Below are 23,951 nucleotides of genomic sequence, written 5' to 3'. Positions count from 1 at the left end.
TTACTTTTCGAGCTTTACAATCAAAAACCTGATAACCCCATCTGTGATTCTGTAAACCCTCTCAAGCTCGCGAGGGAAGTCAGGCTTGCTTATAAACTGCATAAGCACATAATATCCTTCTGCATGCTTGTTAATCTTGTATGCAAGCCTTCTTTTTCCCCACTCTTCTACTGTAAGAAGCTGCCCATTGCTTGAGATAAGGTTCTTGAACTTTTCGATGAGGTTTGTTCTTGCCTCATCATCAAGTGTGGGGCTTATTATAAACACTGTTTCATACTTTCTTTCAACCACAGCTTTCACCTCCCTTATAGACTTAAAGGCCCCCAAATCACTTTTTGGGAGCAAGGGAAGAGTAATTTTTTCTTCCCACAACATGCAGTATTTTATCACAAAATGCGCTTTAAAGTAAATAACCTATTTTTACTTTGAAAAATATGCGCGAACTTCTTTTAAAATTTCTCTTATTGGAAGGTTTTGTGGACATTTTGTCTCGCAAACGCCACACTCAACACAATTTTCTGCTCTCTCTTTTTCTTTCTTTGTATAATCATTTTTCATCTCCTGATACATGTTATACATGCTTGCCTGATTGTAAATGCTAAAATTCCAAGGAATATCAACACCCTGTGGACATGGCATACAGTATTTGCACTCTGTACAGTTGACTTTTCTCAGTTCATTGTACCTTTGCGCAACCTTTTCAACAAGCTCAAGTTCTTCGGCTGTAAGACACCCTATATCATATTTGCTTGCATACTCGATATTTTGCTTTACCTGCTCCAATGTGCTCATACCACTTAAAACAACTGATACTTCCTTCTGATTCCAAAGCCATGCCAAAGCCCACTCAACAGGTGTTCTTTTGACAGGTGCTTTCTCCCAGAGCTCTTTTATCTCTTGAGGCGGCTCTTTTGCAAGCTTCCCACCCAAAAGCGGCTCCATGATGACAACTGCTAAACCTTTTGCCGCAGCATACTTTAATCCTTCTTCTCCTGCTTGATAGTTCCTGTTTAGAATATTATACTGAATCTGGCAGAATGTCCAGTTGTAGCTATCCACTATTTCTTTGAATGTAGCTAAATCATCATGGAATGAAAATCCTATATACTTTATTTTGCCTTCATTAATAACTTTTTCCACCCATCTGAAAATGTTCATCTCTTTTAGCTTTTTCCAGTGGTCTTTGTTGAGAGCGTGCAAAAGATAAAAGTCAATATAGCCTGTATCAAGTCTTTTTAGCTGCTCATCTAAAATCCTATCAGCATCATCAAAATTATTTACCTGCCAGACAGGAAGCTTTGTTGCAATCTTGACCTTTTCTCTATATCCTCCTTTCAAAGCTTTACCAACCACAACTTCACTGTTCCCCCCGTGGTATACATACGCTGTGTCAATGTAATTGATTCCATTGTCCATTGCAAAACGAAGCATTTCAATAGCCTTGGCCTTATCAATCTTAGAGTTGTCACCGTCAAGTATGGGAAGTCGCATTGCGCCAAAACCAAGAGCTGATACTTTGAAATCGGTCCTTCCAAAGGGCCTGTAATTCATTAAAACACTCCTCCCCAGTAACCGTTTATTTAGAGTGCGTGATGTTTATATTTTACCTTACCTTTTTGAAAATATAAATACAAAAAAGCTGCAGAAATTTCTCTGCAGCTTTTAAATATTTTCACAAATGATTTTTCCCATCTGCTTTGTTCCAACCAGTTTGCAATTTTCTGTGTAGATATCTTTTGTCCTATATCCTTCTTTGAGAGCAATCTTTACTGCATTTTCTATAGCCTTTGCAGCATCTTCCATCTCAAAGCTGTAGCGCAGCATCATTGCAGCAGATAAAATTGTTGCGATTGGGTTTGCCAAATCTTGCCCTGCAATGTCTGGTGCTGTGCCATGAATTGGCTCGTAAAGTCCAACACTGCCTTCGCCTAAGGAAGCTGAGGCAAGCATCCCAATTGAACCTACAATCATTGATGCTTCATCTGATAAAATATCCCCAAACATATTAGAAGTAAGTATTACATCAAACTGTGACGGATCTTTCACAAGCTGCATGGAAGCATTGTCAACATACATGTGAGCAAGTTCCACATCCGGATAATTTTTTGCAACCTCCTCAACAGTTTCTCTCCAGAGCCTTGAAGACTCTAATATATTTGCTTTGTCAACAGAGGTTACTTTTTTCTTTCTCTTTCTGGCAGCTTCGAACGCAACCTTTGCAATTCTTCTAACTTCACTTTTTGAATACACCTCTGTGTCATAAGCCACTTCATCGCCATTTTTTACTTCTCTTCCTTTTGGTCCAAAGTACATTCCTCCAATTAGCTCCCTGACAACCAGAATATCAATGCCCTTGTCTACAATCTCCTTTTTGAGTGGTGATGAGTCTTTTAGCTCATCATACAGCACAGCAGGACGCAGGTTAGCATAAACTTTTAGTCCCCCTCTGAGCTTCAAAAGAGCCTGTTCAGGTCTCAAATTTCCAGGAAGTCCATCCCACTTTGGTCCGCCAACAGCACCCAATAGTGTTGCCTCACATTTTTTAACAAGTTCCAAATCTTCCTCTCTAATTGGCACCCCATACTTGTCGATGGCACATCCGCCAGCGTCAATAAAGATATACTCAAATTTAACTCCAAACTTTGAAGACACTTTGTCAAGAACCAGCAGTGCCTGCTCGATAACTTCAGGACCTATTCCATCACCAGGAATTACAGCTATCCTATGCATCTTTTTTCAACTCTCCTTTTACAAATTCTATCAGCCCGCCTGCTCTCATTATATTTTGCATAAACTCAGGAAATGGTTTTGCTTTAAATTCCTTATTTTTTGTGAGGTTCTTTATAATACCTGTGGCAAGGTCAACTTCAACCTCATCACCAGCTTCTATTCCATCAACTGCCTCTTCGCATTCAACAATTGGAAGACCAATATTTATGGCATTTCTGTAAAATATCCTTGCAAACGACTTTGCCACAACACATGAAACTCCACATGCTTTTATTGCAATTGGCGCATGTTCTCTTGACGAACCACAGCCAAAGTTCCTACCTGCAACCAAAATGTCACCTTTTTGAACCTTGTTCACAAAGTCTTTGTCCAAATCTTCTAAGCAATGTTTTGCAAGCTCAGCAGGGTCAGATGTATTTAAATATCTTGCAGGAATAATGACATCTGTGTCAATATTATCATAGTACTTGTGAGCTTTCCCTTTGAAAACCATCACTCTTCATCTCCCTTCATCCCAAGCTCTTCAGGTGAGCCGATATAGCCCAAAACCGCTGATGCTGCTGCAATGGCAGGCGATGATAGATAAACCTCACTATTTGGGTGGCCCATTCTGCCAACAAAGTTCCTGTTTGTTGTAGCCAAAGCTCTCTCGCCTTCTGCCAAAATTCCCATGTGCCCGCCAAGACATGGACCGCAAGTAGGTGTTGAAACAACACAACCTGCATCAATGAAGATTTCTATGAGTCCTTCTTTTAATGCCTGCTTATAGATGTTCTGTGTCGCAGGGAAGATGATACAGCGAAGGCCTTTTTTAACCTTTCTTCCTTTCAAAATCTTTGCTGCAATTCTCAAATCTTCAATTCTTCCATTTGTGCAAGAACCAATTACAACCTGGTCTATATAAATCTTTTCTGTTATCTCATCAATTGTCTTTGTGTTCTCAGGAAGATGTGGAAATGCAACTGTTGGCCTTATCTTTGAGATGTCAATCTCGTAAACTTCTGAATACTCTGCATCTTCATCTGCCTTGAAGATTTTGTAAGGCTTTGTTGAGTGCTGTTTTACATACTCAATTGTCTTCTCATCAACCTCAAATATACCATTTTTTGCACCTGCTTCAATTGCCATGTTAGCAATTGTGAACCTGTCATCCATAGACAAAGATTTTAATCCCTCACCTGTATACTCCATGGATTTATAAAGTGCACCATCAACGCCAATCATACCAATAATGTGAAGGATAATATCTTTGCCTGATGTCCAGCCAGTTTTCTTGCCGTAGAGAACAAACTTGATAGCTTCTGGGACTTTGAACCAGCACTTTCCTGTTGCCATTGCACATGCCATGTCAGTAGAACCAATTCCTGTTGAAAAAGCACCCAATGCCCCATATGTGCAGGTGTGAGAGTCTGCACCAATTACCAAATCGCCAGGCACAACCAGGCCTTTTTCGGGCAAGAGTGCATGTTCAATGCCCATCTCGCCAACTTCAAAGTAGTTTGTAATCTCATACTTTTTAGCAAACTCGCGAACCATCTTACACTGCTGAGCAGATTTTATATCTTTATTGGGAGTGAAGTGGTCTGGAACTATTGCGATTTTGTCCTTGTCAAAAACCTTATCAACACCTATCTTTTCAAATTCTTTTATTGCAACAGGTGTTGTGACATCATTTCCTAAAACTAAGTCAACATTTGCAAATATCAAATCGCCTGGCTCAACATATTCTTTGCCTGCATGGTATGCCAAAATCTTTTGGGACATTGTCATTGGCTTTGACATAGCAAGTAGCCACCTCTATTTTTTGTTTTTATAAAATTATAAACGTCGCTAAAATTATTTTCATCACGAAAATTTGTATACTTTATGTATTAGTTAATGTTTTTTTCAATAATAATCAGGTGAACATTCAATTTGAATATTTACATTATTTTCCTTCTGTGTATTAATTCTTAAAGTTCTTTTCAACACAGATGTAAAAGGAGTAAGCGAAAGTATATATAGAAGTGGTTTTTCTTCTATTTTTGCTGGAATCGAAATTATAGTAACCAATTTATTGTCAACACAATCAATACTCATAGTGGTAACCGAATCTAAGTCAACATTGATTCAAAATCATCATAATCTCAATTAATGTAAATAATAATACACTGTAATATCCTTCAAAAGTGTATTTTGCTGTATTCTTTACTTCTATTTTGATTTTGCTATTGCCTTCAAATTTTTCTTCAATAGTTTTTTCAAATCTCTCATTAACCTCTCCATGCCAAACTTTATTGGATAGATGGGTAACAGTGAAATGAAATTTGCTGTTGTTCTTTCATATTTTCCAACAAGAAGAGAATAGTGTCTTTCTTTCTATCAGTTTTTAAAAGCTGAATAAAATATGAATTTTGATAAGAAATAATATCTCTTAAAATGTCAAAGTTTTGCTTTAGCTCTCTAAACTTTTTCTCTGTGTTTTTCAAAACATTGACATACATCTCATTTCTTTTCTCAAGAGTTTTTGTTTGCTCTTTTTTCTCTTCTTGGATTACATAATATTCTATTGCTTGATTTATTACCACTTTGAGTTCTTCTTCTACATTCCACGGTTTTGTGATAAATCTAAAGATTCCTGCTTGGTTGATGGCAGCCAAAACTTGAGGAAGCTGTGTAAATCCTGATAATACAATTCTAACTATTTTAGGATATTTTTGCTTTACAATTTTGAGCAGAGTAAGACCATCCATTTCTGGCGTTTTCATGTCAGCAACAATAACATGGACATTTTCTTTTTCTAATATTTTCAATGCTTCTTCACCGCTTTTTGCAAAAAGGCACCTATATTCTTCATCAACTAATGCTCTTTTTAAAGCGCTCAAAATATTATCCTCATCATCAACAAATAATACTGTGTACTTCTTCTTTTTTCTCAAACTCCCATCTCAAATTATTCTTTTTTGTAAGTATTCTCTAAAAACCATAATTTAATTTCTTGGCAAAATAGAGTAAAAAGGATATTCTTGAAAACTCCGAATTTCTAAAATATCCCATGCACAATAACATGCAATATTAACAGTACAAACCAATTCTTTATGAATAATCCTTTCATCATATGGTTTGTGGTGAAATAGAGCAGCTTCTACTACAGGATAAGGTATATCCCACCAATTTAATAGTACTGCTCCTAATTCTGTATGAGTGATTCCAAACAATTCAAGCTCGGTTTTTTCGTAATCAATTGTTCCTTTTTCTTTTTTTATGATATCAAGATATTCTAAAAATTTCTGAGGATATGCTTTAAGCAAAATCAATTGTCCAATCCCATGAAGCAAACCTGCAGAGGCAAAAGAGTCATGGACTCTTTTTTTTATAACATTGTCATACAGGTAATAAAATAGATTATTTGCAATATTAACGTGTTGCCATAACAAAGATTTGCTGCTTCCACTGGGTAAACACTCGAAAACAGTTGCATTCAAGACTATATTCCTTACATTTACTAATCCCAAATACACTACCGCTTGTTTTACAGAAGCAGTTTTTAAATTGTAAAAAGCTGAATTGGCAACTTGTAATATTTTAGATGAAGTTGCAGGGTCTTCTTCAATAGCTTTTATTATCTCATCTATACCTAATTCGTCTTCTATCACCCTTGTAATTTTGAGATATAAGTCCTTTAATGTAGAGATATAGTCAATGTTGTTTACTATTTCTAAACATTTTTTGGCTTTCATCAAATCTTCCAACTCGAATATATTTCTAATTATTTGTTTAAGTCTTTCATTATCCCATGGTTTTAGAATGCAAAGCTTTGCAATATTTGTTTGGAGAGCTCTGAAAACAAGATTTTCGTCAGCATATCCACTCAAGATTACACGAATAGTACTAGGATATCTTTGTTTAATAATTTTTAGCAATTCAAACCCAGAAATATTCGGCATTCTCATATCGCTTATTATTAAATCAATATGGCTTTCTTCCATAATTTTCTTGACTTTGTCAGTTTGAAGCTCAAAAAGCTTGGGAGGACTGGGATTGACAAAATATGGACCTCAATTTTGTCACTACATCATTTGCTAATACCAATAAATTCTAAGCCTTCCTCATATGTCATGAAGTTTTTTGGACCCTTTATCTTCATTACATTCAGTATATCTCCAGCTCCTCCCTCAATTTTTTGCTTTATCAAATATTTCTTCCCTTTTATCTCTATTTCAAAAAAGTTCATTGAATATATTGCTTCCATTATCCTTTCACTACTTATTCCTTTACCTTTTCTCCTCAAAATATATTCCAATGTCCTTTGCAGTAAAAATGCCAAAAAACATATCACAAAATGTCCTTTTATTCTGCTTTCTGTAAAGTGATATATCGGTCGCACTTCTAAACAGCTTTTCATTACTCTGAATGACTGTTCTATCTTCCATAAATCGTGATATGCTCCTAAAACCTCTTCTACATCCATATCCTTTTTGCTCGTTTGAATTGCATAATAACCGTCAAATTTCTCATCTCGTTTTATCGCTTCCTCATCCAATACATATTCTTCTGATTTTGATTTCTTCTTCAAATATTTCCTTGCACCTTTCTTTTCTAAGGCTGTTATGCTTCCTTTGTTCTCTAAAAGCTCTTTGGCTTTTCTTACCAATCTCTCTCTGTCTTCTTTGTCTTTCTTGGCTCTCTTGCTTGAATACGTTATTATCAAATTCTCTTCTATTTTGAACTCTTTACCCTCTTCATCCTTGACAATATTTGTTCTTTCCAATACCTTATATTTGAATTCATCACCATAAATTTCTTCAGCATTCAAACATCTTTTGCCATCAAGTCTTTTATATCCTTCTTCATTAAAAACTTCATCTAAAATTTCTTTACTTGCATTCTTTAATCTGCTTGCTACTATATAGTCGTACCCAGCTTCTTTTATCATCTTTAAATTTATTCTGCTGTTAAGCCCTTTGTCTGCTACTATTATTATCTTATCTATACTAAATTTTTCCTTCAGCTTCCTCAGTATCTTTACCATCGTCTTGCTATCTATCGTATTACCAGGAAAAAGTTCATACCCTATCGGTCTGCCTTCTTTGTCCACCAAAAGCCCTAATACAACTTGCACTTCATTTACCTTGTTGTCTTTGCTAAACCCAAAATTTTTAAGTTCATCCGCTCTACAACTCTCAAAGTATATTGTCGTCACATCATAAAACACTACATCAACTACCATCTTAAATAAGTCTTTATTTCTCTGATACAGGTATGTCTCTAAATCTTCTTTTACACTGTCAAGAAAATCTAAACACCTGTACAATTGATTCAAATCTATATCCTCTTCAAATCCAAAATATTTGCTTCTCTGATGATAAGTTCTTAGTTTGCTCATTGGCTCTATCAATCTCTGTATGGTCATTAAAAAACTTACTTTGTCTACATCAAATTTTATCTTTCTCTCTTTTGCTGCTTTCCCTTTTAAAAACTTATCAATTTCAAGCTCCTGCCATAACTTTCTGTATACAATGTATCCCCAGTTTTTTACAACTGCATCCGAAATATCTTCTTCAGATTCAATAGTAACAGCTTTTGCATTCTCAGTAGTTGTTTCAGCGACAATATCAGATAGTTTTTTTACAATGTTTTTAAAAGCGGGGTCATCTTTGAGAATATCAAGTCTACCAAAGTTAAATAGTACTCTTTGCTTTACTTTACCATTTTCACGGTAATTTTCGACTAACCTAACATACTGATAACCGCCAGCATTAGTAATTTTGACAAACATATGGCAACTCCTTGAAGATAGTTTGTTATATTGTACCACAAAATATTTAAAAAGTCAAGCAAATTCAGTATATATTAAGCTAAAATTTGTCCCTACATTTTTTAAAATTTTTTATTTTTCTCTTCTTGAAACCCGCATAAATTAAGACTTTGTTATTTTTTGTTAGCTCAAAAACACCTCTTAACTGACAAAGTCAAGGCTTTCATCAAATCTTCCAACTCGAATATATTTCTAATTATTTGTTTAAGTCTTTCATTATCCCATGGTTTTAGAATGCAAAGCTTTGCAATATTTGTTTGGAGAGCTCTGAAAACAAGATTTTCGTCAGCATATCCACTCAAGATTACACGAATAGTACTAGGATATCTTTGTTTAATAATTTTTAGCAATTCAAACCCAGAAATATTCGGCATTCTCATATCGCTTATTATTAAATCAATATGGCTTTCTTCCATAATTTTTAATGCTTCTTCAGCATTCTGGGCAAAAAATACTTCATAGTCCTCATCCAAAAACGCTCTATTAAGAGCCTTTAATATATTTATTTAATCATCAACAAATAGGATTGATTTCGACATCGTCTATCCCACTACTTTTCAAATTTGATTTTCCAATAATTTCGACTTTATAGGAAGTTCAAATACAAAAGTAGCACCATGTCCTTCTTCACTTTCAGCCCAAATATCCCCACCATGTTTGTTAACAATAATGTCATATGAAATGCTTAGCCCAAGCCCCGTTCCTTTCCCAACATCCTTTGTGGTAAAGAAAGGTTCGAAAATCTTTTTCAAGTATATCTTTTTTATGCCAGGACCATCGTCTTTTATAGAACAATATACAAAATCAGAATCCTCCCATGTTTTTATCCAAATATGACCCTTTTGTGTCCTATTTGGCTGTGACTTTATTGCTTGAGCAGCATTGATTAAAATGTTCAGTATGACTTGACCTATTTCACCACGATTACAATAAATTTGCCTTATTTCTCCATATTCTTTTATAACTTCAATATCATATTTTAGTTCGTTTCTTGCAATCAATAGAGTTTCCTCTATAATATCATTTAAGTCTTCATAGCTTGCTTGACCATCCAACCCACTTCGTACAAATTTCTTTAATGTCTGAACAATATGTGCAACTCTCCTCAGTCCATCCATTGTCTCACTCAAAAGCTGGTCTACATCTTCTATAATAAAATCAAATTTAAATTGCTTTTTAAATTCACTGATTCTCCTGCAATTTTCAATAACACCTTCCATATCTATTTGATTACCATTACAGATATTTTTACAGATATTTTTACTAAACCTTATCGTACTCCTCTATTAACTTTTTAAATTTTTCAATGTATTTTCCTAATGTTCCCATATTAGTTATTACGAATCCTAAAGGATTATTAATTTCATGTGCAATACCTGCTGCTAATTGACCAATTGCAGACATCTTTTCGTTTTGGATTAAAACATCTTGAGTTTCTTTTAACTTCTTCGTCAGTTCTATCAATTCCTTATTTTTCTCTTGTAAATCGTTTAAAGCTGATTTGTAGAGATATTGGTAGTTTCTCAACCTTACAGCAGCTCTCAGTCGAGAAGTTAGTTCAATTTGATTTATTGGCTTTCTTATAAAATCATTTGCACCCAGGCTAAAGCTTTCTTTTATAACTTCATCGTCGTCAAGCGATGTCATAACAATGACATAAATATCACCATATTCTTTAGTTCTTCTTATAAATTTCAAAACATCAAATCCACTTACACCTGGTAGAACTATGTCCAAAAATACTATGTCAATATCATCTTTACCAATTAGCTCAATTGCTTTTTCTCAAGTATCAACTGTCTAAATTTCCCAGTTCATTTCCATTGATTTTATAATATCGTTGATCTGTTTGTAAATGAGGGGAGAATCATCAACAATCAATATTCTCATACAGCCCACCACCTATTAACTTCCAAAAAAAAATTAGAGTAAGGATGTTGTTCCTTACTCTATATACCCATTTTAACTTAGTTATTAATTCTTAATATGCTTCTCAATTTCTTCTTCCTCATCCATTGTAAGCACATTCTTCAGGTCAAGTATTATAATCATGTCATCGCCAACTCTTGCAATAGAATCAATAAATTTGCGCTTGATACCTTTTATGCTCTCGTTTGCTTTTTCAATCTTGTCCTCTTCAATCTTTAGTATTTCTGAGACATCGTCAACCAAAAATCCAAGCTGGAATTTAGAAAGCTGTACAATAATAATTTTTTGCGTCTCTGCTTTTGAGTCAATCTCAAGTCGCTTTGCAAGATTGTAAACAGGAACAGATGTACCTCTCACATCAATAATACCTTCTACATATTGTGGTGCACTTGGAAGTTTTACAATCTTTGTGGGCTTTATAATTTCAACAATCTCAAGTATGTCAACCCCAAAGCTGCAATCTCCAACATTGAAAATAACATATTGCTTCACGCTACTTCCTCCTCATTCCTGAATTTTTTGAGGTAAGCGTTTATAAAAACATCTATCTCACCGTCCATTACTGCTTCAACATTGCCAACCTCTGCATCTGTCCTGTGGTCTTTTACCAAGGTGTATGGGCAAAATACATATGATCGAATTTGGTTGCCCCATCCAATCTCTGTCTGCTCACCCTTGAGTTTTTGTAGTTTTTCTCTTCGCTCTTTTTCTTTGAGCTCTAAAAGCTTTGCTTTCAAAATTTTGAGAGCAATCTCTCTATTCTTGTGTTGAGAGCGTTCATTTTGACATGTCACAACTATTCCAGTTGGTATATGCTTAATCCTCACAGCTGACTCTGTTTTGTTTACATGCTGACCACCTGGCCCAGATGCTCTGAATGTGTCAATCTCCAAATCTTCTTCTTTTATTTCAATATCTGCATCGTCTTCTACTTCAGGCAAAACCTCAACAGCTGCAAAGGATGTGTGACGTCTTCCTGCCGCATCAAATGGTGAGATTCTTACAAGTCTGTGAACACCTTTTTCTGCTTTTAAATACCCATAAGCATTCTCACCAACAACCCTGATTGTAACATTTTTAATCCCTGCTTCTTCACCCGGTAAGATGTCCAATGTCTCGACCTTGTAGCCTTTTTTAGCTGCCCAGCGTGTGTACATACGAAGTAACATCTCTGCCCAATCTTGTGCTTCTGTGCCACCAGCACCTGCGTGAATCGATAAAATTGCGTTATTCTTATCATACGGACCGTTTAAAAGTATCTCAAGTTTGAATTCCTCTATCTTTTTTTCTAAATCGACCAATTCTTTTTCAAGCTCCTGAGACATTTCAATGTTGCCCTCTTCAATGCTTAGTTCCGTCAAAACTTTCAAATCTTCCCATTGAGAATAAAGTTTTTGATACCTTTCAATCTTGTCTTTTATTCTTTTAATTTGCTGTAAAACCTTTTGGGAATTCTCCAAATCTGTCCAAAAATTTGGATCTGATGTCTTGTTTTCAAGATTTGCTAGCTCTGCTTCTAACCTATCTATGTCAAAGAGAAACCCTCATTTCCTTTAAATCTTCTTCTGCCTTTTCTAACCTTTGCAAAATCTCTTCAAGCATAAGCATACTAAAAACCACTCCTTTCCACAATTTTTATTTATATACTTGTTTTTCACACAGCCCCGCAACACTTTTTGTACTTTTTGCCACTGCCACAAGGGCATGGATCGTTTCTACCAACTTTTTGAGTTTTGACAACAGGTTTTCTCACAGGTGCATCTGATGGAGAGTTTTCATACATCTCCTTTACAACTCTTTCTCTTTGTGGCATATTTTCAACATTCGCATGGAGAATAATTTTTATGGTATCCTCTTGGATTCTCTTTATCATCTGGTCAAACATCTCAAAAGCCTCAAATCTGAACTCAACTATTGGGTCCTTTTGACCAATTGCGCGAAGCGATATACCTTCTCTTAACTGGTCGACTGCGTCAATGTGATCCATCCAATGCATATCAACAACTTTCAAAAGTACAACTCTTTCAAGCTCGCGCATAAGTTCGCCAACTTCTTGCTCTTTTTTCAAATATTTCTCTTTTGCAGTGGAAATCAGCTTTTCTCTTAGCTCATCTTTTGTCATATTCCTTGCATCTTGTTCAGAAAGCTCACCATCTAAGAATATAAATTTTAGGTCCTGCAAAAGCCCTTTTATGTCCCAATCATCAGGATGTGGACTTTCGCCTGTGTAGACCTTTATCTTGTAGTCAACAAGTTCATCTATCATATTCAAGATAGAATCTCTTAAGTTCTCACCCTCTAAGACTTTTCTTCTTTGTGAATATATTATTTCCCTTTGCTTGTTCAAAACATCGTCAAATTGCAAAAGATGCTTTCTTATCTCAAAGTTTCGGGCCTCTACTCTCTTTTGTGCCTTTTCAATTGCATCTGATAATAGCTTGTGTTCAATTGGTTGATCGTCAGGAAGTCCTAATGATTCAACAAGTCTCTTGATTCTCTCAGAACCAAAAAGTCTCATCAAGTCATCTTCTAATGAGACGTAAAACCGTGATTCGCCAGGGTCACCCTGACGGCCGGCTCTTCCGCGCAGCTGATTGTCTATTCGCCTACTTTCGTGCCGCTCTGTACCAATCACTTTTAAGCCACCAAGCTCAGCAACACCTTCGCCCAAAACAATGTCAGTACCACGCCCAGCCATGTTTGTTGCAATTGTCACAGCACCCTTTTGACCAGCTTTGGCAATTATCATCGCCTCTTTTTCATGGTGCTTTGCATTTAACACCTCATGCTTAATTCCACGCTTTTTTAGCATTTCGCTTAACATCTCAGATTTTTCTATTGACACTGTACCTACTAAAACAGGTTGACCTTTCTTGTGAGTCTCAACAATCTCCTCAACAATTGCCTCGAACTTTGCCTTTTCTGTCTTGTAAACCTTGTCCGGATGGTCAATTCTTATCATTGGCTTGTGAGTTGGTATCTCAATTACATCAAGTTTATAGATTTCTCTAAACTCTTGCTCTTCCGTCTTTGCAGTACCAGTCATGCCAGCAAGTTTTTTGTATAGTCTAAAATAATTCTGGAATGTAATGGTTGCCAGGGTCTTGCTCTCTCTTTCTATCCTCACACCTTCTTTTGCCTCAATTGCCTGATGCAACCCATCAGAAAATCTTCGACCGTACATAAGCCTTCCTGTGAACTCGTCTACAATTATAACCTGGCCGTCTTTCACAACATAGTCTCTGTCACGTTTCATGAGTGCATGAGCTTTTAGTGCCTGGATTATATGATGGTGCAAAGTAGCATTTTCCGGGTCGGCAAGATTTGTAACACCAAAATACTTTTCTGCCTTTCTAATTCCCTCTTCTGTCAGAGCAACTGTGTGTCTTTTTTCATTTACTATATAGTCATAGCCAGTTGTGTCTGGCATCTGTTTGTCATCGTCACTGTTGTAATAAAGAGGTTTTAGCTTTCTTACAAAATTATCTGCCCTTTTGTAAAGGTCTGTTGACTTTTCAGCTGGCCCTGATATGATAAGAGGCGTCCTTGCTTCGTCTATCAAGATTGAGTCAACTTCATCTATGATTGCATAGTTGAGCTCTCTTTGAACAAGTTCTTCTTTGTAAATGGCCATGTTGTCTCGCAGATAATCAAAACCAAACTCATTGTTTGTACCATAGGTAACATCACAGTTATAAGCCTTTCTTCTCTCTTCGCTTGTCAAGCCATGCACTATCACACCAACAGAAAGGCCAAGGAACCTGTAAACAGGCCCCATCCATTCTGCGTCTCTTTTTGCCAAGTAGTCATTAACAGTTACTATATGAACACCCTTCCCCTCCAAAGCATTGAGGTATGCTGGAAGGGTTGCAACCAAAGTCTTTCCTTCACCTGTCTTCATCTCGGCAATTCTTCCCTGATGCAGAACTATGCCGCCAATAAGCTGGACCCTGAAATGTCGCATCTTCAAGGTTCGCCATGCTGCTTCTCTTACAGCTGCAAAAGCCTCTGGTAATATATCATCTAAGGTTTCGCCATTTTTTAGTCTTTGTTTGAATATATCTGTTTTTTGCCTCAGCTCTGCATCTGTTAATCTTTCATACTCTGGTGCGAGCGACTCAATTTTGTCAACAATCGGAAGGATCTTTTTTATCTCTCTTTCGCTGTAGCTGCCAATTAGTTTTTCGATAATTTTTAACATCCTTTTTCTCCCTCGATTTTTTGAATTTTTAGATGTTCAAGTTATAATTTTATCACTAATTGAACTAATCTTCAAACAAAAATCCGCTCAAGACAAATCGCGACTTGTCTTGAGCGGGGGCAGTGATGTCTCATAGAATTTTTTCTTTTGTCACTCAATTTTTAATATTCTGGTTCAATCAGACCATATGCGCCGTCATTTCGCTTGTATACCACATTGACTTTATCAGTGTCCTGATTTAGGAAGACAAAAAAGCTGTGTCCCAAAAGGTTCATCTGCAGAATTGCCTCATCAACGCTCATAGGTTTTATTGGAAACCTCTTTGTCTTTGCAATCTTAAACTCACCATTTTCCTCTTGATTTGTCTCTTGCTGAGCTTCTTCTTCAAATGTCATATATCTTAAAGACTCTGCATCCTTTGCCCTTTTTGCAATCTTTGTCTTGAACTTTCTTATCTGCCTTTCCAAAGTGTCAACAACCAAATCTATTGCACTGTACATGTCATTGCTCTCTTCTTCAGCTCTTAAAATCATCCCGTAAAATGGTATTGTTACTTCAACAATGCGTCTAATCTTCTCAGCGCTTAATGTCACATATACATCACAGTTCATTTTAACATACCTTTCAAGTTTTGAAAGTTTCTTTTCAATCCTCTCTTTTAGTGCATCCGTTACCTCTATATTTTTGCCACTGATTATAAAGTTCATCATACTCATCATCCTTTCTATGTAGAAGGTTTTGTTTGATATTATATATATACCACCTAATCAGAACTTTTTACACAAAAATTTTATCCACAAAAATATACACAATCCACAATAGAACATATCCTTTCTGTTAAAATTTATTACTGTGGATAATGTCAATAACTCTGTGGATAGCTCATTTTTCAAAGAACGCAGGCTGTTGAAAAAGTATTTTAAGAACACAAAAGCGCATGCCGCTGTCTTTGGCATGCGCTTCCTCTTTATTTCACTAAACCTTGCTTTTTATAAACTGAACAATCTCATTTGACTTTGGTGGACAGCCATAGATTGAAATATCAAAATTTTTAGTGCAGCTTCCTATTCCAATTCCATCAGCCTTTTTCCCCTTAAAACCTTGACCTATGCAAAGTTTTTTGTCAATCTTTCTCAGATACCCTTCTTCATCTAATCTCATAAGAGCACTTATCAAGTTTGCATAGCAAACAGAACATGCATCCATATCTTCGATATACTTTGCATACTTGCTGACAATAGATGATTTTTTTGTAGCCAAGCCCGGCTTTTTTTCAGGATTTATTTCTACAAGATTATAACCTGTTGCCTTCCCAATCCCTAATTTTTCAGCAAGCCTTATGTATTCTATATCATAAGGACTATATCCCAAATTTTCTGCAGCAAAGGCATCAATCAAAACTGGGTCAAAACCAAGTGCAATAAAATCCTTTTCAACAGGATTCCCACCCTCTTCAAAGTCAGGGTCTGGCATGAGGCTATCCACCACTATAAGATGAGTTTGTATTGCTTTGTTCAAATAGGCAATTGGTTTGTGAAGCCCAAGAGTGTGAAATCTTCTCTTTTCACTATCAGGGATTAATCCTTTTAAGTTTTTAAGGGCACATGTAAGCTTTGTCTGGCAATGACCTTTTAAAAGAGGAACATTTATTAAGTAGTCATATTCAAATACACTTTCGCAAATACATAGCTCATACCCATCCACATTTACTTTTCTGGCTTTATCATCTTTTGTATCTATTAGCTTAACATTGTATTTTTTTGAAATCTCAGTATATCCACACACTTCAAATGCCCTCTTTGTAGATGCCCCAAGCCATGCACCTTCTAAAATCGTAATATCGCCATAGCCATTTTCCTTTAAGTATTCAATTATCCCTTCAACTATCTGTGGATTTGTTGTAGCACCAGAAGTATATGGCTTTGCAACTACCAAGTTTGGTTTTATTGCAATTTTAGCATTTTTAGGAATGTACTTTTTCACATCGGCATATTTTAGTAGTTCTTTTGTCATTGACTTTGCATCCTTGCCGTAAATGATGTAAATGTTGTTATTCAATCTATTTCTCTCTCCCTCACTCTTTTATGGTAATCTCTGTATCAGGAAAAATGCTTTTGAGTTTGCTTATAATTTCCTCATCAGATTGAACTTCTTGTTTGGTTTGAGAAACATTGCTATTTACTTCTACATCAACCTCACCATCGTACCCTACTACTTTTTTCAGTACAGACTTGAAATAATCAAGGTTTCTTTTTAAAAGCTCTGCAAAGACACTATCTTCCTCTTTAAAGCAGATTTTGAGGCCTCCTTCAAACTTAATGCTTGCATTTTGCAGAACCTGCGAAAGCCCCGGTTTTTCCTCTTTTATCGCTTCTTTTATCTCTGCCCATCTCTCCAAAATCTCAGAAACATCTGGCTGTTGAGATACTATCTTCTCTTCTTTAGAGCTCGAAAGTGTTACATTTTCACTTGAAACTTTGGATGATAAAGAGCTTTTGTCAGGTTTTAAAGATGCCAAAGCATTCGGATTTTCTAAAATCTGTGAAAGTCTTGCTTCAAGTTTTTTTACTCTTTCATTTATTCCTTCAAATGATGTGTCCATCTGCACATCACAAAGTTTTATTGTGTTTATTTCAAGCAAGACTTTTGGAAACCTTGTCCATCTTATCTGATTTGCAGTGTCAATTAACATCTTTATAACAGACACGATTCTATTTGAATCAAGGAGGTTAGAAATATTTGTTACAAAGCTCTTGTCTTCATCCATCATGTCAAGTAAAATGTTCTGGGCACCTAAACGCAAAATCAAAGCATTTCTCAACATCTTTATGCTCTCTTCTAAAAATGTATTGACATCCATTCCCTCATCCCAAAGTCTATTTATCACTTTTAAGCCCTTGTTAGAATCATTCTCAACAATTGCACTCAAATACTCTTTCACAATTTCTGTTGAAGTAACGCCCAACAAGTTTGCAACAAATTTGTATGATATATGCTCATCAGAGGTGTTCACACATCTCTCTAAAATTGTAAGGGCGTCTCTTAATGCCCCCTCTGCCTTTTGAGAAATAAGATACAGTGCTTGGTCGTCAATCGAGATTTTTTCAAGCTCAACAACTTTTTTGAGCCTCTCATATATATCCTTTACAGAGATTCTTTTGAAATCAAATCTCTGGCACCGAGATAAAATTGTAGCAGGAACCTTTTGTATATCTGTTGTTGCCAGAATAAAAAGAGCATGGGCAGGAGGCTCTTCAAGGGTTTTTAAAAGCGCATTGAAAGCACCTGTGGAGAGCATGTGAACCTCATCTATTATATACACTCTTTTTTTGCACATTGAAGGTGGGTATCTGACCTCATCTCTTATTTGCCTTACATCATTCACGCTTGTATTGGATGCTGCGTCTATCTCTAAAACATCAAGAGTCTTTTCTTTTAAGATGCTCTGGCACACTTCACATTCGTTGCAAGGATTTCCGTCTTTGGGATTAAGACAGTTTACTGCTCTTGCCATTATCTTGGCAGTAGTTGTTTTACCGGTGCCACGCGGTCCAGTAAAGATATACGCATGAGCTACCTTGTCTTGTTTTATTTGATTTTTTAATGTCTTTGTGATGTGCTCCTGTGCAACAACATCCTCAAATACTTTAGGTCTGTACTTTCTATAAAGTGCTATATGCATAAGCCTTCACCCTTGTCTTAAAGGATTTTTAAAAATTTTTCTAATCACACGATTGTAAACTCTATCTGCCTTAAAGCTACATTTGCATCAATAAGTTTTACCTTCACCTTGTCTCCTATCTTATACACCTTTTTTGACTTCTCTCCAATTAGTTGATATGTCTTTTCGTTAAATACATAATAATCATCTTCTAAGGAACTCACTCTTACAAGCCCTTCAATAGTGTTCTCAAGCTCCACAAAAAAGCCAAAAGGCGTGACGTTTGAAATAATACCTTCAAAAACCTGACCGATTTTGTCTGTCATAAACTCTACTTTCTTGAGTTCAACTGTTTCTCTTTCAGCCTCTTCAGCTATCTGTTCTCGCTGCGATGTCCATTTTGCTATTTCAGGCATCTTGCGGCGAAGTCTTTCTGCTTTCTTTTCTGTCATCTTACCTTTTAGAACATCTTTCATAATTCTGTGAATTACAAGGTCAGGATATCTTCTAATGGGTGATGTGAAATGACAATAGTAATCTGTCGAAAGACCAAAGTGTCCAAGATTTTCTTCACAATACCTTGCTTTTTTAAGTGAGCGAAGACAAAGCGTGTGAATTACCCTCTCTTCTGGTGTGCCCCTGCTTTGTTCTAAAATTGCTTGCAGTGCCTTGGGGTAAATCTTGTTGGAAATTCCTTTCAGAACATAGCCCATATTGTATATAAACTCCGCAAACTGGTATATCTTTTCTGGATCAGGTTCTTCATGAACTCTGTACAAAAACGGAACATTTAGCCAAAAGAAGTGATTTGCAACTGTCTCATTGCAGACAAGCATGAACTCCTCTATTATCTTGTTTGAGATTGTGAGCTCATACCTTCTGACATCAATTGGTTTGCCGTTTTTATCAATGATCACCTTTGTCTCGTCAAAGTCAAAGTCCAAAGCCCCACGTTTCATACGCTTTTCGCGCAAAATTAGTGCAAGTTCTTTCATCAGCTCCAAATCTTCTCTTATGTGTTCATATCTTTTGAGAAGGTCTTTGTCCTCTTCTTTAAGTATCTTTGTTACATTTGTGTATGTCATCCTCTCCTTGCTTCTTATAACGCTTTCAAATATATCATGCTTTATCACATTGCCGTTTTTGTCTATTTCCATTAGCACAGAAAAGGTGAGTCTATCAACATTTGGGTTGAGAGAACAAATTCCGTTTGACAGCTTGAAAGGAAGCATTGGGATTACTCTGTCAACAAGATAGACGCTTGTTCCTCGCCTGAAAGCCTCTTTGTCAAGGTGTGTATTTGGCTTTACATAATGGCTGACATCTGCAATGTGAACGCCCAGTAGATAGTTGCCGTTTGGAAGCTTTTTGATAGATACTGCATCGTCAAAGTCCTTTGCATCCTCACCGTCAATTGTAAAGATTGTCCAGTCTCTTAAATCAACTCTTCCTTCAATTTCCTCTTCTAAAACCACATCAGGGATATTCTCAACCTCTTTTAAGACCTCTTTTGGAAATTCTTCATCTAATTCGTACTTTTTAATGATTGATAATATATCTACTCCTTTTGCATTTTCATATCCCAAAATCTCAACAATTCTTCCTTCAGGGTTCCTTCTCTTTTCAGGATACCTTGTAATCTCAACAACAACCTTTTGCCCTGTCTTTGCTTTGTTTTTCCCGCTCTTTGGAATATATATGTCATAGGTTATTCGCTGGTCATCTGGAATTACAAATCCAAAGTTTCTGCTGTCTTCATATCTTCCAACAACTCTTGTAATTCCTCTTTTTAAAATCCTCTCAACATACCCTTCAACCTTTTTCCCTTCAACAGGCAAAGAAAGTGCCTTGACAAGCACTCTATCCCCATGCATAGCTCCGTTCATATTTTCTGCTGAGATAAAAATATCAGGAACATTGGGATTGTCAGGAATCAAAAATCCAAATCCACGGGGATTTACTTCTAATGTGCCAACAAAAAGGTTCATCTCCTCGGCAAGACCGTATCTTCCACGCTTTGTCCTAACAATTTTGCCTTCCTGCTCAAGTTCATCAAGTATTCGTTTGAGCAAAAGCTCATCTTTTCCACTCCAGCCCAAGATACCTAAAATCTCAGAAAAAGTCATGGGATGATAGCTTTCTTCTTGGATTAAGCTCCACACTTCTTGTTTCTTTTCTTCAAACTTTGCCTTTCTCACGGGGCATCTCACATCCTCTTTTTTAAAAGTTTTTTCTTTAAAGTCCAAGCTCTACACTTATTTTCTGCATAGCCTCTAAAGATATTCTTAAAAACTCCTCAAGCTCAAGCCCAAGCTCAGAACATGCCTTTATCTGCTCTCTGTTTGCTCCTTTTGCAAAGCTTTTTTCGTTAAATCTGTTCATCAAAAATGGTACAGTTACATCAGAAAGCTTTTTAGACGGCAGAATCAGCGCACCTGCAACTATAAACCCTGATGTGGGGTCAACACAGTAAAGCGCTTTGTCAAGAAGACTTAAGCGTGGAAGACCATGTGCGTCATTGTGAACTTTTACTGCATACACAATGTCTTTATCAAATCCCAAATCTTCTAAGATTTTTGCACCAACCATACTATGTGAGTTTGGGTCACTTTTTGTTTCCTCATAATCTATGTCATGGACAAGTCCGCATATTCCCCATTTATCCATATCCTCTTCAAAATAGCATGCAAGCTCTCTCATAATCGCCTCACATGCCAAACAGTGTTTAAGTAGGTTTGGAGTTTTGATTCTCTTCTTGACCTCTTCAAGGGCTATTTCTCTTGTGATTTGCATAACTTAAAACTTCCTCCTTTTGTGTTGTGGTTTTGCTGAAATATACCGCGCAAGATGGTTAAAATAAAAACCCAAGGTCGACAAGCAACCTCAGGTTTACTCTATTACAAAAAACAATATCACTGACACAACAAAGAAAGCTGCTGCAATTATCCATGTGTATCTTCCAAGCATAGCATCAAGAGTTCTTCCCTTGTACTTTCCAAAAAACGTCTCAGCACCACCTGCAATTGACCCAGAAAGCCCTGCGCTCTTGCCTGATTGCAAAAGCACAACTACTATTAAGGCTATCGCCAAAAGAATTTCTAACACTGTCAGTATAATCTTTGCCATTTTACTTATAAAACCTCCCCAGTTTTAAAAATCAACCTCTCTGCACTTTGTTTCAACAAGCTTGATATTCCCTTCTTTGTCTTCACCAAGCAAAAGGTCGCACATCTCTTTTGCCTTGGCGTTTGTTAAAAACACATCTTCAACTTTCTTACCATCTTTGTACTCAATCTTGACGTAAAAAATTTTCATCGTCTTTGCCTCCTTGCAAAAAGCCCATAAAAACCATACTAAAATTATATCACAAGGCAGCAAAATTTCAATCAAATTTGAACCTTATTCGAAATATTCCCCAACAAATACCTCCTCAGCAGGGCCTGTCATAAAAACAACATCGCTATCTTGCCATTCTATCTCAAGAGTTCCAAAATAAAGGTGAACATTTGCTTTTCTTTCTGTAAAGCCATTTAAATTTGAGGCTATCACAGATGCACAAGAACCTGTGCCACATGCAAATGTTGCACCTGCTCCTCTTTCCCAAGTTCTCACCTTTATATTATTCTTGTCAATCACCTGAACAAAGTTGACATTTGTCTTTCTTGGAAATGCCTCATGCTTTTCAATCTTTGGACCTAAATTGTAAATGTCGACCTTTTCAACATCGTCAACAAATAAGATTGTGTGCGGAACACCCATCAAAAGTGATGTAATTTGATACTCTTTACCATCAACAAAAATAGAGGTATTTATTGCTGTATCATCAGGCTCACCAATCATCGGAATATCCTTTCTTTTAAAGCTTGGCTTCCCCATGTTGACCTTTACTTTTTCAACAAGTCCATACTCATTTAAAATGAGCTCTGGCTCTATTATCCCTGCTAATGTTTCAACCTTGAACTTGTCTTTTTTGACAATTCCTCTTTCAAATACATATTTTGAAAAACATCTGATACCATTTCCACACATCTCAGCCTCAGATCCATCAGAGTTGATAATCCTCATTCTGATGTCAGCAATATCAGAATCTAAAACAAGCAATATCCCGTCTGCACCAACTCCAATGTGTCTGTGGCACATCCTCTTTGCAAGAGAGTTGTAATCTATATCCTCTTTGCCTCTTGCATCTATCACAATAAAGTCATTTCCAAGCCCGTGCATCTTTGAAAAAAGCATTATTTTGCAACCTCCTGATTACTTAAATTTTAATTTCTCAGAGAAATGATCGGTGGTGGTACCCTTCCACCTCTGTGAATGAGCTTATGTGGTGAAAACTTATTTATCTTCATAACCTTAGCTCTTCCCAATAGCCCGCCAAAATTGACCTCATCGCCTTCTTTCTTGCCATACGCAGGAATAATTCTTACAGCTGTTGTCTTGTTGTTATATACACCAATTGCTATCTCATCAGCAATAAGACCTGAGATGACCTCCGGCTCTGTGTCGCCCGGCACAACAATCATGTCAAGCCCGACAGAACACACACTCGTCATCGCCTCAAGTTTTTCTAAAGAGAGTGCCCCTTCTTCAACTCCCTTTACCATTCCAGAGTCCTCAGAAACAGGGATGAAAGCACCTGAGAGCCCTCCTGTGAAACTTGCTGCCATGGCACCTCCTTTTTTGACCGCATCGTTCAAAATTGCCAAGGCAAATGTGGTACCATATCCGCCAACTTTTTCGACACCTATTTCTTCAAGTATCTCTGCAATGCTATCTCCAACCTTTGGAGTTGGGGCTAAAGACAAATCAACAATGCCCATTGGGATATTTAGCCTTTCTGACGCATATTTTAAAACAAGCTGGCCTGCCCTCGTAATCTTAAAAGCCATTCTTTTGATTGTTTCATAAATCTCCTCTATTGAAGCATCTTGTTTTTCTTCTACCGCTCTTTTTATAACGCCGGGACCTGAAATTCCAACATTTATTGCACTATCGCCCTCACCTACTCCATGAAAAGCTCCTGCCATAAAAGGGTTGTCATCTGTTGCGTTCGCAAACACAACAAACCTTGCACATCCAAAGCTATCTTTGTCTTTTGTCTTGTAAGCAATTTCTTTTATTACATAACCTAAATGACCTATAACATCAAGGTTGATACCAGATTTAGTTGTTCCTACATCAACCGAGGAACAAAGCCTCTCAGTTTCTGCTAATGCCTCAGGAATTGAAGAAATAAACCTTTTCGTCTTTTCGTCATATGACTTATGAACTAAAGCAGAATATCCACCAATCAGGTCAACGCCTATCTCCTTTGCAATATCATCTATTGCAATCGCTACTTTTATTAGGTCATTACACTCAAACCCGTATGTCAAAAGTGAAATTGGTGTGAGCGCAACTCTTCTGTTTACAATTGGAAGTCCAAACATGTCCTCAATCTCATTTGCAACTTCTTTTAAGCTACCAGCATACTCTACAATCTTCTTTTTCATCCTATCAATGAAAACTTGAGGATTTTCTGATACACAGTCAAAAAGGCTAATACCAACTGTGATTGTTCTTATGTCAAGGTTGTTTTGCTTTACCATATTTATTGTCTCAATTATCTCCTGCGATGTAAACACCTTTTTTCA

Annotated in this window: 23 protein-coding genes; all 23 read right to left on the bottom strand. The window is 36.6% G+C overall.

Going from position 1 to position 23,951, the window contains the following annotated elements; all coding sequences use genetic code 11:
• The 23 genes from rpsF to OTJ99_RS03285 all read right to left on the bottom strand — a co-directional run bounded on the left by rpsF (nt 1) and on the right by OTJ99_RS03285 (nt 23,942).
• Nucleotides 1-291 carry a 30S ribosomal protein S6 gene (rpsF, locus tag OTJ99_RS03405; protein ID WP_045165228.1) on the bottom strand — a complete coding sequence of 97 codons (291 nt, stop codon included), beginning with the start codon at nt 289-291 and terminating at the stop codon, nt 1-3.
• A 129-nt stretch (nt 292-420) separates the two neighbouring features.
• Nucleotides 421-1,551 (bottom strand): aldo/keto reductase, encoded by a 1,131-nt coding sequence (locus OTJ99_RS03400; protein WP_045165229.1) that lies wholly within the window; start codon nt 1,549-1,551, stop codon nt 421-423.
• 111 nt (nt 1,552-1,662) lie between these two features.
• Nucleotides 1,663-2,730 carry a 3-isopropylmalate dehydrogenase gene (gene leuB / locus OTJ99_RS03395; RefSeq protein ID WP_045165230.1) on the bottom strand — a complete coding sequence of 356 codons (1,068 nt, stop codon included), beginning with the start codon at nt 2,728-2,730 and terminating at the stop codon, nt 1,663-1,665.
• A complete protein-coding gene (gene leuD, locus OTJ99_RS03390; RefSeq protein WP_045165231.1) occupies nt 2,723-3,223 on the bottom strand; it encodes a 3-isopropylmalate dehydratase small subunit in 501 nt (166 codons plus the stop codon). Before leuD ends, leuB begins: the two co-directional genes overlap by 8 nt.
• Nucleotides 3,223-4,512 carry a 3-isopropylmalate dehydratase large subunit gene (gene leuC / locus OTJ99_RS03385; RefSeq protein ID WP_045165232.1) on the bottom strand — a complete coding sequence of 430 codons (1,290 nt, stop codon included), beginning with the start codon at nt 4,510-4,512 and terminating at the stop codon, nt 3,223-3,225. Before leuC ends, leuD begins: the two co-directional genes overlap by 1 nt.
• 491 nt (nt 4,513-5,003) lie before the next feature.
• Nucleotides 5,004-5,648 carry a response regulator gene (locus OTJ99_RS03380; RefSeq protein ID WP_045165234.1) on the bottom strand — a complete coding sequence of 215 codons (645 nt, stop codon included), beginning with the start codon at nt 5,646-5,648 and terminating at the stop codon, nt 5,004-5,006.
• A 51-nt stretch (nt 5,649-5,699) separates the two neighbouring features.
• Complete coding sequence (locus OTJ99_RS03375) at nt 5,700-6,698, bottom strand: HDOD domain-containing protein (RefSeq protein WP_052671476.1); 999 nt, start codon at nt 6,696-6,698, stop codon at nt 5,700-5,702.
• Between the two features lie 86 nt (nt 6,699-6,784).
• The gene (locus tag OTJ99_RS03370) at nt 6,785-8,488 is read right to left on the bottom strand and encodes an IS1634 family transposase (RefSeq protein ID WP_045165236.1); all 1,704 of its coding nucleotides are present in this window, start codon (nt 8,486-8,488) and stop codon (nt 6,785-6,787) included.
• Nucleotides 8,489-8,655: 167 nt separating this feature from the next.
• The gene (locus tag OTJ99_RS03365; protein WP_268748494.1) at nt 8,656-9,027 is read right to left on the bottom strand and encodes a response regulator; all 372 of its coding nucleotides are present in this window, start codon (nt 9,025-9,027) and stop codon (nt 8,656-8,658) included.
• 57 nt (nt 9,028-9,084) lie between these two features.
• Nucleotides 9,085-9,747, bottom strand: a complete 663-nt coding sequence (locus tag OTJ99_RS03360; protein ID WP_045165237.1) for a sensor histidine kinase — start codon at nt 9,745-9,747, stop codon at nt 9,085-9,087.
• Nucleotides 9,748-9,790: 43 nt separating this feature from the next.
• Nucleotides 9,791-10,264, bottom strand: coding sequence for a response regulator (locus OTJ99_RS12385; protein WP_272508297.1), 474 nt, complete (start codon nt 10,262-10,264; stop codon nt 9,791-9,793).
• Nucleotides 10,265-10,501: 237 nt separating this feature from the next.
• Nucleotides 10,502-10,948 (bottom strand): chemotaxis protein CheW, encoded by a 447-nt coding sequence (locus tag OTJ99_RS03340; protein ID WP_045165238.1) that lies wholly within the window; start codon nt 10,946-10,948, stop codon nt 10,502-10,504.
• A protein-coding gene (gene prfB / locus OTJ99_RS03335) for a peptide chain release factor 2 (protein ID WP_108720934.1) occupies nt 10,945-12,064 on the bottom strand; the annotation gives its coding sequence in 2 pieces (ribosomal slippage) (nt 10,945-11,988 and nt 11,990-12,064; 1,119 coding nt in all). The genes OTJ99_RS03340 and prfB overlap by 4 nt, the downstream gene beginning before the upstream one ends.
• A gap of 46 nt (nt 12,065-12,110) precedes the next feature.
• Complete coding sequence (secA, locus tag OTJ99_RS03330) at nt 12,111-14,657, bottom strand: preprotein translocase subunit SecA (RefSeq protein WP_045165240.1); 2,547 nt, start codon at nt 14,655-14,657, stop codon at nt 12,111-12,113.
• Nucleotides 14,658-14,818: 161 nt separating this feature from the next.
• Nucleotides 14,819-15,364, bottom strand: a complete 546-nt coding sequence (hpf, locus tag OTJ99_RS03325) for a ribosome hibernation-promoting factor, HPF/YfiA family (RefSeq protein ID WP_045165241.1) — start codon at nt 15,362-15,364, stop codon at nt 14,819-14,821.
• Between the two features lie 268 nt (nt 15,365-15,632).
• Entirely contained in the window at nt 15,633-16,715 is a 1,083-nt protein-coding gene (locus OTJ99_RS03320) for a DUF362 domain-containing protein (protein ID WP_045165242.1), read from the bottom strand.
• A 16-nt stretch (nt 16,716-16,731) separates the two neighbouring features.
• The gene (gene dnaX / locus OTJ99_RS03315; protein WP_045165243.1) at nt 16,732-18,339 is read right to left on the bottom strand and encodes a DNA polymerase III subunit gamma/tau; all 1,608 of its coding nucleotides are present in this window, start codon (nt 18,337-18,339) and stop codon (nt 16,732-16,734) included.
• A gap of 44 nt (nt 18,340-18,383) precedes the next feature.
• Nucleotides 18,384-20,516, bottom strand: coding sequence for a ribonuclease R (gene rnr / locus OTJ99_RS03310; RefSeq protein WP_045165574.1), 2,133 nt, complete (start codon nt 20,514-20,516; stop codon nt 18,384-18,386).
• Between the two features lie 37 nt (nt 20,517-20,553).
• A complete protein-coding gene (locus tag OTJ99_RS03305; RefSeq protein WP_045165244.1) occupies nt 20,554-21,111 on the bottom strand; it encodes an HDIG domain-containing metalloprotein in 558 nt (185 codons plus the stop codon).
• Between the two features lie 96 nt (nt 21,112-21,207).
• The gene (gene secG / locus OTJ99_RS03300) at nt 21,208-21,444 is read right to left on the bottom strand and encodes a preprotein translocase subunit SecG (RefSeq protein WP_045165245.1); all 237 of its coding nucleotides are present in this window, start codon (nt 21,442-21,444) and stop codon (nt 21,208-21,210) included.
• 24 nt (nt 21,445-21,468) lie between these two features.
• A complete protein-coding gene (locus tag OTJ99_RS03295) occupies nt 21,469-21,633 on the bottom strand; it encodes a hypothetical protein (protein ID WP_235374647.1) in 165 nt (54 codons plus the stop codon).
• A gap of 84 nt (nt 21,634-21,717) precedes the next feature.
• Nucleotides 21,718-22,554, bottom strand: coding sequence for a diaminopimelate epimerase (gene dapF / locus OTJ99_RS03290; protein ID WP_045165247.1), 837 nt, complete (start codon nt 22,552-22,554; stop codon nt 21,718-21,720).
• Nucleotides 22,555-22,583: 29 nt separating this feature from the next.
• Entirely contained in the window at nt 22,584-23,942 is a 1,359-nt protein-coding gene (locus tag OTJ99_RS03285) for a PFL family protein (protein WP_045165248.1), read from the bottom strand.
• Nucleotides 23,943-23,951: the final 9 nt, after the last annotated feature.

It is taken from the genome of Caldicellulosiruptor naganoensis (assembly GCF_026914285.1).
In the GTDB taxonomy this organism is placed as follows: Bacteria; Bacillota; Thermoanaerobacteria; order Caldicellulosiruptorales; family Caldicellulosiruptoraceae; genus Caldicellulosiruptor; species Caldicellulosiruptor naganoensis.
This window is presented reverse-complemented; position numbering and strand designations above follow the sequence as displayed.